We start from the raw sequence: 9,954 nt of genomic DNA, 5'->3' as shown, positions 1-9,954 counted from the left end.
AGCGGTCGTTGGCGCCCTCCGACCACGGTGACAACACCCCCCAGATCATCAACGACAGGGGCACTCAGTCATGCCGTGGCCGGCGGCCTGCAAGCCCTCACCGGGCCTGATCAAGAAGGTAACGGGGTCGTCAGACGATGCGCGGGCCGAGCGCGGCCTTCACCGCGCGGCTCGCGCGGAACGCGCCGAGCACCTCGATCGACGCGATCGTGGCCGTCGCCAGCTCGACGGGGACGTCGTCGGCGATGGTGGCCAGACCGAGCACCCGGACGTGCACCTGCTCGCCGGCGTCGCGGAGGGCTTCGAGATCGCGCCGGGAGAAGTGCTGCGTGCCGAGCACGAGCGTGCGGCGCGCGACCGTGTGCTCGATCGCGGGCCCGCTCGCGGCGAGCTGGTTGCGGACGGCGGTGCGGATGAAGTCGGTGCGGTTGGTGAAGTGCCCCTCCTGCACCAGCAGGTCGATGCGGCCGAGGTCGACCGGGCCGATGTTGATCGTGATCTTCTCGGTCCCCGGTTCACCGACCACGCGACCCCTTCCACCATCCACATGGATGGTGCACGGATGGTCGACCGGAAATCAAGCCCGTGCGTCGTAACGGTGCAGCACCAGCGACGAATCCTCCAGCTGCCGGGTCCCCAGCAGGCGCAGCGGCACCCGGGTCGGCTCGGCCAGCAGCGGCACCCCGGTCCCGAGCAGGGCCGGACCGACCAGGACGTGCAGCTCGTCGACGAGCCCCGCGACCAGCAGCGGGTTCCACGTCGTGAAGCTGCCGAAGACGAGGATCTCGCCGCCGTCGCCGGCCGTGAGCTCCTCGACCACGTCGGCTGCCGACGCGCGGCGCACGACGCGGGTGATGTCGGCCCACGTCGAGCCCGGCTCGATCTCCAGCGAGTCGGAGACCACGACCTTCTCCAGAGTGTTGTGCACCCGGGAGATGTCGCGCTCCACCTCGCCGTGCGACGGGTCGTCGGCGACGCCCGGCCAGTACGCCCGGAACTCCTCGTAGGTGGTCCTCCCGGCGAGCAGGGTGCCGGCGGCGCGGAGGCGCTCGCCCGCGTAGTCGTTGAAGCCCTCGTCGAAGGGCATGACCATGACGTGCCCGCCGGGGCCGGCGACGAAGCCGTCGAGCGTGCAGATGGCGGTGACGACGAGCTTGCGCATCTCGGGGTGCTCCTTGTTCGTGTCGGTGTGCTGCCTTCACCGTGCTTCACCGTGCTTCACCGTGGAGACGGAGCCGGCTCGGGATTCCTCGACATACCGCCGGGAAATCTCGGTAGCGTCTCGGGCGTGACCGCGACGGTGCCCGACGACGGGCTCGTGGTGGTCCTCAAACAGGACTGCCCGACGTGTCAGCTGGTGGCGCCGGTCCTCGACGTCCTCGACGCCACCGTCTTCAGCCAGGACGACCCCGCGTTCCCGCCCGGGATCGCGGTCCGCGACGACACCGCGCTCGACGCCAGCGTCGCCTTGGGCATCGACGTCGTCCCGACCCTCCTGCGCCGCGAGGGCGGGCGCGAGACCGGGCGCACCGAAGGCTGGGACCGCGAGCGGTGGCGGGAACTCGCCGGAGTGGCCGACCTCGGCGCGGAGCTGCCGGAGTGGAAGCCGGGCTGCGGGTCGCGCATCCACGACCCCGCGGTGGCCAACGAGATGCTCGTGCGCGCCCGCGGCCACGAGCTCGCCGCCCGTCGCGTCGAACTCGCGGGCCTCGAGGACGAGGCCGAAGCGCTCCACGACCGGGGCTGGACCGACGGGCTGCCCGTGGTCGCGCCGACGCCGCTCCGGACACTGCGGATGCTCGCGGGCACCGCGCGGGCGGCGGACGAGGTCGTGGCCGTCGTCCCGCCGAACCTCGTGCCCGCCACCGTCGAGAAGGTCGCGATCAACGCGGTCCTCGCGGGCTGCCGCCCGGAGTACCTGCCGGTCGTGCTCGCCGCCGTCGAGGCCGCCTGCAGCACGGAGTTCAACGCGCACGGCCTGCTGGCCACCACGTGGGGCGCGGCCCCCGCGGTGCTCGTGCACGGTCCCGTCGCGCGCCGGATCGGGGTCAACGCCGGGGGCAACGCGCTCGGGCAGGGCACGCGAGCGAACTCGACGATCGGGCGCGCGCTGCAGCTGGTGATCCGCAACGTGGGCGGCGGGCGGCCCGGCGAGGTCGACCGGGCGACGCTGGGGCAGCCTGGCAAGGTGGGGCTCTGCTTCGCGGAGGACGAGGACGGCTCGCCGTGGGAGCCGCTGGCGGCCTCCCGCGGCGTGCCGGCCGGGGCGTCGGCGGTGACGGTGTTCGCCGCCGAGGGCGTCCGCGGCGTCGTCGACCAGATCTCGCGCACCCCGGAGTCGCTGGCCCGCACGCTGGCGGGCGCGCTGCGGGGCGTCGCGCACCCCAAGCTCACGGGCGGCTTCGACGCGATGCTCGTGCTCTCGCCGGAGCACGTCGCGGTGTTCGCCGAGGCCGGGTGGGACCGCGCCCGGTTCACCGCCGCCCTCGACGACCTGCTCCTGCTGCCGGCCGCGGAACTCGTGCGCGGTACCGACGGCATCGAGGAGGGCCTGCCCGCGGCGACCCGAGACCGGCCCAAGTTCCGCCCCGGCGGGCTCATGGTCGCCGTCGCCGGCGGGGGAGCGGGCAAGTTCTCGACCGTGATCGGCGGCTGGGTCGGCGGCCCCGGCGGCAGCAGCCCCGTCACCCGCGTGATCGAGGAGGAATGACGCGATGGTCATCGTGCTGGACCCCACCGACGAGTCGCGCCCGGCGGCGCGCACCGTCGGTCCCCGTCCCGACAGCCTCGCCGGGCGCACCGTCGGGCTGCTCGACATCTCCAAGCCGCGCGGCGAGGTCTACCTCGACCGGCTGGAGGCGCTGCTCGCCGAGCAGGGGGCGACGGTCCGCCGCTACGCCAAGCCGACCTTCACCAAGCCCATGCCCGCGGACCTGCGCGCGGAGATCGCCGCCGAGTGCGACGTGGTGATCGAGGCACTCGCCGATTGAGGCTCGTGCACGTCGTGCAGTGTGCACGACCTCGCCGCCCTCGAGGCCGACGGCGTCACCGCCACCGTCGTCGCGTCGACGGAGTTCGTGACCGCCACCGATGCCCAGGCCCGCGCGCTGGGGTTCGCGTCGGTGCCCGCCGTCTACGTCGCCCACCCGATCCAGGACCGCACCGACCCGGAGATGGCCGCGCTGGCCGACGACTCGCTGGCGCGGGTTCTGGCCGCGGTCACGGGCGGCACCCCGACCGGGTGACGCCGCGCCACGCCGCGTCGACACGCCGTGTGGCACACAGGCCACGGTCCGTCGAGCGTCCGCTCGGGTGGCACACAGAACAGCTGAGATCCGGTGCTCTCGGGCTCACGGCGGGCATACGCTCGGCCGTGATCCGGGAGGGAGCACCCAGATGACGGACGCCGAGGTCGCGCACCGGGCGGCGGTGGACGCGGTACGGGACGGGCTCGCGGCACTGCCGGCGGACGCTCCGGTCCGGCTGCGCAAGAAGACCTCCAACCTGTTCCGCTTCCGCGGCGGCGCGGGCGGGCTGACGGTCGACGGACTCGACCGCGTGCTCGCCGTCGACCCCGTGGCGCGCACCGCCGACGTCGCGGGCATGACGACCTACGAGGATCTCGTCGCGGCGACCCTGCCGCACGGGCTCATGCCACTGGTGGTCCCGCAGCTGAAGACGATCACGCTCGGGGGGGCGGTCGTCGGGCTCGGCATCGAGTCGTCGTCGTTCCGCGACGGACTGCCGCACGAGTCGGTGCTCGAGGCCGACGTGCTCACCGGCACGGGCGACATCCTGTCCACCCGAGCACCCACGGCCGGCTCCGCAGGCTCCGCGTCCGGAGACCACCCCGACCTGCTCTCCGGCCTGCCCAACTCCTACGGGACGCTGGGTTACGCGCTGCGCCTGCGCATCGAGCTCGCGCCGGTGCGGCCGTTCGTGCGCCTGCGCCACGTCCGGTTCGACACGGCCGAGGAGATCACCCAGGCGCTGGCCGACGTCGCGAAGACCCGCGAGTGGGCCGGCGAGCGCGTCGACTTCTGCGACGGCGTGGTGTTCTCCGGCCGCGAGCACTACATGACCGTCGGCGAGATGGTCGACACCGCGCCCTACCTCTCGGACTACACCGGCCAGCAGATCTACTACCGGTCGATCCAGCACCGTGCCGAGGTCTCAGGGGAGGTCTCAGGGGGAGTCGACTTCCTGACGATCCACGACTACCTGTGGCGCTGGGACACCGACTGGTTCTGGTGCTCGCGCGCCCTCGGCGTGCAGCAGCCGGCGGTGCGCCGGCTGTGGCCCGCCCGCTACCGGCGCTCGGACGTCTACCGCCGCATCGTCGCTCTCGACCGCCGCCTCGGCCTCTCGCAGGCGCTGGCGCGTCGCGAGGGCCACGCGGGCACCGAGCCGATCATCCAGGACGTCGAGGTGCCGGTGGACAGGCTGCCGGAGTTCCTCGCGTTCTTCCACGACGAGATCGGGATCAGCCCCGTCTGGCTGTGCCCCCTGCGACAGCGCGACCGGCGGAGCTGGCCGCTCTACCCCCTGGACCCCGACACGACCTACGTCAACGTCGGGTTCTGGTCGGACGCCCCGCTGTCCCCGGGCCAGGCGCCGGACCACCACAACCGGCGCATCGAGCAGGTGCTCATGGGGCTGGACGGGCACAAATCCCTGTACTCGACGTCCAGCTACACACCCGAGGAGTTCGACGCGCTGTACGGGGGGACGACCTACCGGGAGCTCAAGGCTCGCTACGACCCGGACGGCCGCCTCCCCGACCTCTACACCAAGACCGTGACGGGCTGAGGAGGATCGTCGTGCAGGTCGCCGAGATGTTCCGACCGGTGCTGGGGGAGCAGGCCCCCGTAGCCATCCGCGCCTACGACGGGAGCAGTTCGGCTCCGCCGGGAGCCCCGCCCGTGGCCACCGTCGACGTGCGCAGCGAGACCGCGCTCGCCTACCTCGCGGGCTCGCCCAACACCCTGGGCCTCGCGCGCGCCTACGTGTCCGGGCACCTGGACGTGGACGGCGACATCTACGAGGCGCTGACGGCGATGGGCGAGCTGACCGTCTCCGACGTCACGCCGGCGACACTCGTGCGCATGGCCGCGCGCCTGGCCCCGCTGCGGTTCAAGCGTCGCATCGCCCCGCCGCCCGAGGAGCACCGTCAGCACGGCAAGCGGCACTCCAAGGACCGCGACTCCGACGCGATCGAGCACCACTACGACGTGTCGAACCGCTTCTACGAGATGGTCCTCGGGCCCTCGATGGCCTACACCTGCGCGGTGTACCCGTCGGAGACCGCGACGCTCGAGGAAGCGCAGTTCACCAAGCACGCGCTGGTGGCCGAGAAGCTGCGCCTCGAGCCCGGGATGCGGCTGCTCGACGTCGGCTGCGGCTGGGGCCAGATGGCGATGCACGCCGCCGAGCACCACGGGGTGCGCGCACTGGGCGTGACGCTCTCGCGTGACCAGGCGAACTGGGCGCAGAAGGAGGTCGCGCGCCGCGGGCTCGGCGACCTCGTGGAGATCCGTCACGGCGACTACCGCGACGTCACCGAGGGCGGCTTCGACGCGGTCAGCTCGATCGGGCTCACCGAGCACATCGGGCGCCGCAACATCCCGGGCTACTTCCGCTTCCTCTACCGCAAGCTGCGCACGGGCGGGCGCCTGCTCAACCACTGCATCACCCGACCCGACGCCCACCACCGGGCCCACGCCGACCCGTTCATCGACCGGTACGTCTTCCCGGACGGGGAGCTGCTGCCGATCGGCTGGCTCGTGTCGCGGATGAACGCCGCCGGGTTCGAGATCCGGCACGAGGAGAACCTCCGCGAGCACTACGCGAAGACGCTCGCCGGGTGGACGGCCAACCTCGAGGCGAACTGGGACGAGTGCGTCGCCGAGGCCGGCGAGGGGCGCGCCCGCGTGTGGCGGCTCTACATGCCGGCGTGCCAGGTGGGCTTCGACCTGAACAACATCCAGCTCCACCAGGTGCTGGGGGTCAAGCTCGGCCCCGACGCCCGGTCCGGGTTCCCGCTGCGGCCCGCGTACTGAGCAGGCCGCGTGGCGGGGTGTCGTCGGGACCGCGGTCGGCGCCGGCATCGGTCATGACACCCCGCAGCTTGGCGACGGCGCGGTGCTGGGCGACCCGCACCGCTCCGGGCGTCGACCCGACCGCCACGGCGGTCTCCTCGGCGGAGAGCCCGACGACGACGCGCAGCACGAGGATCTCGCGCTGCGTGGCGGGCAGCTGGGCGAGCAGCGCGCGCATCTCGGCACTCGCGGACGACTCGAGGGCGTGCTGCTCGGGGCCGACGGCGTCGGTGAATCCCTCGGGGACCTCGTCGGTCGGCTCGGAGCGGTCGCGGCCGGCGTGGCGATGGGCGTCGACGACCTTGTGGGCGGCGATGCCGTAGACGAACGCGAGGAACGGCTTGCCCTGGTCGGTGTAGGTCGGCAGCGACTTGAGCACCGCCAGGCAGACCTCCTGGGCGACGTCGTCGGCGGCCACACCGGCGCGTTCGGTGCCCAGCCGCGAGCGGCAGTACCGCACCACGAGGGGGCGCAGGATCGCGAGCAGTTGGTTGAGCGCCGCCCTGTCGCCCGCCACGACGGCGGCGACGAGCCGGTCGATCTGGTCGGATTCCTCGGTCACCGGCGCCCCCACCGGCGTCCTGGCCCTGCCCTCACGGTTCCCCCCGAGCACGTCCGGGTCCTCGCCCGGCCTTGATCGTGATCGGGTCGTCACGGAGCGAACATGAAAGTCGCGGTGTGCGACCCGGTCGTGACCTCACCGTGCTCGATCGTGTGCGCGATGGGAAGGAGGCGCGCGGTCGGCGGCACGACTATCCGCCGGGCGGCCGATCGATCGTGTGCCATTCAACGTTTCCGGCCCGTGGTGACGCCGTCACCGGTCGGTCCTCGCCGACGAGCGGATCTCGATCACCGACGGTTCCCGGGCAGCGACTCCGCACTACCAGCATGATCCGATAATCGACATTATGTCATTTCGGCAGAAGTGGCCCTTCCCCATGTCAGCGGCGTGGCGTCGCTGTCATCCAGTGTCCGTAACGCCACGCGCTCGCCGGTGCTCACTCGTCGTCGGCGCCCGCCCCGGGTGACGTCCCGGGCTCCGACCCCGCATGATCATCGGGACCTCGGGCCTGGCGGACACCGCCCAGGCTCGTTCGAACACCTGAGCGAATCTCCCCTCCCTCGCGCCGCGGCGGGTGAGGCCTAGGCTCCCGCGCGGTGGCAGAACAGCGCGCGAGGTGGCCGGGCGCCGGCGCCCGGTGGGCGCTGCTGGTGGTGGTGACCGTCGCCGCGACCCTCGGGTTCGCCACGCTCGCGGTCCCCTCGGCCGCGCTGTTCGCCGGGCTCGCGGTGGCGACGGTCGTCGCGCTGGCGGGTCTCGGGCCGTCGGCGGTCCCGCGCCGGGCGACGAGCTCCGCGCAGGCCGTGATCGGCGTGGTGATCGGCCTGCTCGCCCGCCCCGAGACGCTCGCCGCCGTCGTCGCCGAGTGGTTCCCGATCCTGCTGATCAGCGTCGCCACCCTGCTGGTGAGCATGGCGGCGGGACTGGTGATGGGCGTGCAGCGCGGGGTGTCGCCGCTGACCGGCATGCTCGCGCAGACCGCGGGGGGCGCGTCCGGGCTGGTGGCGATCAGCTCCGAGCTCGGCGGCGACGAGCGGATCGTCTCCGTCGTCCAGTACGTCCGCGTCGGGCTGGTGACGGCGACGATGCCCGTGGTCGCGGTCGTCGGCTACGGCGCGGTCCACGTCGGGGCGAGCACCCCGGACGTCGTCGGCCCGACCGCGCCCTGGTGGGTCGGCGTCCTCATGCTCGTCGGGTGCGGGGTGGTCGGCGCCCCGATCGCCCGCGCCCTGCACGTGCCCGCGGGCTCGCTGCTCGGGCCGATGGTGCTGGCCGCGGCGGTGAGCATGTCCGGCCTGGTCGTCGGGGCGAGCGTGCCGAGCCTGCTGGTCGACCTCGCCTATGCGGCGATCGGGTGGCAGGCCGGCCTGAAGTTCACCCGCCGGGCGCTGGTCACCGTCGCGCGCGTCCTGCCGCTGGCGACCGCCCTGATCCTGGCCGTCATCGCGATCTGCGCCGGGCTGGGCCTGGTGCTCTCGTGGACGACCGGGATGACACCGCTCGAGGGCTACCTCGCGACCACGCCCGGTGGCGTGTACGCCGTGCTCGCCACCGCGATCTCCTCGGGCGCCGACGTGACCTCCGTCGTCGCGGTCCAGGTGCTGCGCGTGCTGCTCATGCTGCTGGTGGCGCCCGCGCTCGCCCGGTTCGTCGGCCGGCGCACCGGATAGCTCAGCGACGCAGGCCGTCGAGCAGGCGGGCCGGGGACACGGCGATCGCGAACGGCGCAGTCGGGGCGACGGCCTCGTCACCGAGAGCCCGCGGCGTCGTCGCGTACCGCCCGTCGGCGTCGAGCTCGAGCACCTCCAGCTCGCCGTCGCCGTCCGGGTCGAGGAGCCAGTACGACGGCACCCCGAGACGCTCGTCGTGCGCCTTCTTCGTGTTGCGGTCGTGCAGCCGCGTACTGCGCGAGGCGACCTCCGCGGCCAGCACCGGCGCGACGGGCAGGTTCGCTCGCGTGAGGTCCGCGTAGCGGCAGACGATGACGTCGGGCTGGAGTCGCGTGCAGCTCTCGGCGACGGTGGACGCCGCGGTGGACGCCAGCTCGGTCACGGCACTCATGGTCCCGCTCCTCCCCTGTCATCACCAGCCGCTACCGGATGCGCCGCACACCGTCCGGGGTGCTGAGGAAGACGCCGACCGTCCCGAGCCCCGCGCCGGACGCCGCGCCGTGCAGCGCCCGGGCCCATTCCTCGTCGGCGGGACCGGTCTCGCGGGGCCCGAAGCGCTCGAGCGCGAACAGGCACGCGCCGGGCCCGGCGTCGGTGGCCAGCGGCCCGCCGAGGTGCGCCAGCATGTCGCGCAGGCCATCGACGAGATGGGTCTCGGGGTAGCGCGGGGAGTCCGCGAGCGGGATGACGACGGGCGCCTGCCGGCGATCGCCGTCGACGAGCATCAGCCAGACGCATCCGTCCTGGGTCGCCGGGCCGACGATCGCGGCCACGCGGTCGTGCACGTCGTCGTCGGTGAGCAGGGGTGCGGCGTTCTCGGGTGTGACGGTCATCCGCCCACGGTGGACGCGGGCGGTGCACCGTGGGTGCCGATTCGCGAAAGCAAACCGCTCAGGGCCGCACCCGCTGCAGCAGCGGGATCGCCGCGATCTTCTCCTCGGTCAGCTGGTCCCAGTCGATCCGTCCCGGGTGGCGCGCCGCACGCGTGCAGGTGATGACGCGGTCGGCGGTGACGACGAGATCGAGGCGCACGTCGTGGTCGGTCACCGGGATGTCGCCGACCGGCACGACCTGCTGCTCGTGGACGGTGGTCACCACCGGGGTGTCCGGCGCGATCAGGCCGGCCTCGCCGGCCACGGCGAACTCGAGGTCGCTGAATCCCCCGCCCTTGCCCAGCCGCGCGCCGTCCTCCGCGACGGCCACACAGCCGGTGACGACCAGGTCGACGGGCTCGAGGTCGTCGACCGCCACCGTCCGCCCGGACCGGGACGCCCCCTTGATCGACGACGCCTTGCGCGGGGTGTCGGCGAGGTGCTCGGGGTCGAGCAGGAAGAACGGCGCCTCCTCGGCGAGGCGCGGCACCGCCATGTAGACGGTCTTGCCGTCCTGCAGGGCGCGCTGGCGCACCGGCCACTGCGCGGCGTCCGGGTTGCACTTCAGGGTCCGCGCGCGCCGCCAGACCTCGGTCCCGCGCAGGCGCTCGGCGGCCGTCTCGGCGCCGCTGACGTTCGGGATGCGCCCGTGCGCCCCCGGAAACCGCGCGAGCCTCCCGTCCTTCAGCGCGTCCCACACGCGCTGCCGCACCGCCGCCTTCGCCTCGTTCACCTCCGCGGGGCCACCCGCG

Annotated in this window: 11 protein-coding genes; 5 read left to right on the top strand and 6 right to left on the bottom strand. The window is 73.3% G+C overall.

Annotated features, from left to right (window positions below):
* Positions 1-130: 130 nt before the first annotated feature.
* Together AC2A1K_RS23430 and AC2A1K_RS23425 are read right to left on the bottom strand one after the other, a co-directional pair.
* On the bottom strand, positions 131-526 hold the full coding sequence (locus tag AC2A1K_RS23430) for a CopG family transcriptional regulator (RefSeq protein WP_337705987.1): 396 nt from the start codon (positions 524-526) through the stop codon (positions 131-133).
* A gap of 51 nt (positions 527-577) precedes the next feature.
* A complete protein-coding gene (locus AC2A1K_RS23425) occupies positions 578-1,162 on the bottom strand; it encodes a dihydrofolate reductase family protein (protein WP_483898743.1) in 585 nt (194 codons plus the stop codon).
* Positions 1,163-1,288: 126 nt separating this feature from the next.
* On the opposite strand from AC2A1K_RS23425, the gene AC2A1K_RS23420 reads away from it, so the two are divergent.
* The 4 genes from AC2A1K_RS23420 (at position 1,289) to AC2A1K_RS23405 (ending at position 6,059) form a co-directional block, all read left to right on the top strand.
* On the top strand, positions 1,289-2,710 hold the full coding sequence (locus AC2A1K_RS23420) for a thioredoxin domain-containing protein (protein WP_483898742.1): 1,422 nt from the start codon (positions 1,289-1,291) through the stop codon (positions 2,708-2,710).
* A 4-nt stretch (positions 2,711-2,714) separates the two neighbouring features.
* A complete protein-coding gene (locus tag AC2A1K_RS23415) occupies positions 2,715-3,245 on the top strand; it encodes a UGSC family (seleno)protein (RefSeq protein ID WP_483898741.1) in 531 nt (176 codons plus the stop codon).
* A 151-nt stretch (positions 3,246-3,396) separates the two neighbouring features.
* Positions 3,397-4,809: an FAD-binding oxidoreductase gene (locus AC2A1K_RS23410; protein ID WP_483898740.1), complete on the top strand. Its 1,413-nt coding sequence runs from the start codon at positions 3,397-3,399 to the stop codon at positions 4,807-4,809.
* Between the two features lie 11 nt (positions 4,810-4,820).
* Positions 4,821-6,059 (top strand): class I SAM-dependent methyltransferase, encoded by a 1,239-nt coding sequence (locus AC2A1K_RS23405; protein ID WP_483898739.1) that lies wholly within the window; start codon positions 4,821-4,823, stop codon positions 6,057-6,059.
* Here the strand turns inward: AC2A1K_RS23405 and AC2A1K_RS23400 are convergent.
* Entirely contained in the window at positions 6,007-6,660 is a 654-nt protein-coding gene (locus tag AC2A1K_RS23400) for a sigma-70 family RNA polymerase sigma factor (RefSeq protein WP_483898738.1), read from the bottom strand. The genes AC2A1K_RS23405 and AC2A1K_RS23400 overlap by 53 nt on opposite strands.
* Positions 6,661-7,256: 596 nt before the next feature.
* Here AC2A1K_RS23400 and AC2A1K_RS23395 point away from each other — a divergent pair.
* A complete protein-coding gene (locus AC2A1K_RS23395) occupies positions 7,257-8,330 on the top strand; it encodes an AbrB family transcriptional regulator (RefSeq protein ID WP_483898737.1) in 1,074 nt (357 codons plus the stop codon).
* A gap of 1 nt (position 8,331) precedes the next feature.
* On the opposite strand, the gene AC2A1K_RS23390 is transcribed toward AC2A1K_RS23395, so the two are convergent.
* From AC2A1K_RS23390 to AC2A1K_RS23380, 3 genes are read right to left on the bottom strand one after another with little or no spacing between them, the layout of a single operon-like run.
* Positions 8,332-8,721 (bottom strand): Uma2 family endonuclease, encoded by a 390-nt coding sequence (locus tag AC2A1K_RS23390; protein WP_483898736.1) that lies wholly within the window; start codon positions 8,719-8,721, stop codon positions 8,332-8,334.
* A gap of 31 nt (positions 8,722-8,752) precedes the next feature.
* On the bottom strand, positions 8,753-9,163 hold the full coding sequence (locus AC2A1K_RS23385; RefSeq protein ID WP_483898735.1) for a hypothetical protein: 411 nt from the start codon (positions 9,161-9,163) through the stop codon (positions 8,753-8,755).
* 58 nt (positions 9,164-9,221) lie between these two features.
* Positions 9,222-9,935: a 5-formyltetrahydrofolate cyclo-ligase gene (locus AC2A1K_RS23380; protein ID WP_483898734.1), complete on the bottom strand. Its 714-nt coding sequence runs from the start codon at positions 9,933-9,935 to the stop codon at positions 9,222-9,224.
* Between the last annotated feature and the right edge of the window lie 19 nt (positions 9,936-9,954).

This window comes from Actinomycetospora sp. 2LY8.5, from assembly GCF_057180585.1.
The sequence above is the reverse complement of the archived record's forward strand: the minus strand, read 5'-3'. Positions and strand labels throughout refer to the sequence as shown.

Coding starts and splice junctions, on each gene's coding strand:
- AC2A1K_RS23410 (WP_483898740.1), top strand. CDS start 3,397: ATGACGGACGCCGAGGTCGCGCACCGGGCGGCGGTGGACGCGGTACGG.
- AC2A1K_RS23390 (WP_483898736.1), bottom strand. CDS start 8,721: ATGAGTGCCGTGACCGAGCTGGCGTCCACCGCGGCGTCCACCGTCGCC.
- AC2A1K_RS23385 (WP_483898735.1), bottom strand. CDS start 9,163: ATGACCGTCACACCCGAGAACGCCGCACCCCTGCTCACCGACGACGAC.
- AC2A1K_RS23425 (WP_483898743.1), bottom strand. CDS start 1,162: ATGCGCAAGCTCGTCGTCACCGCCATCTGCACGCTCGACGGCTTCGTC.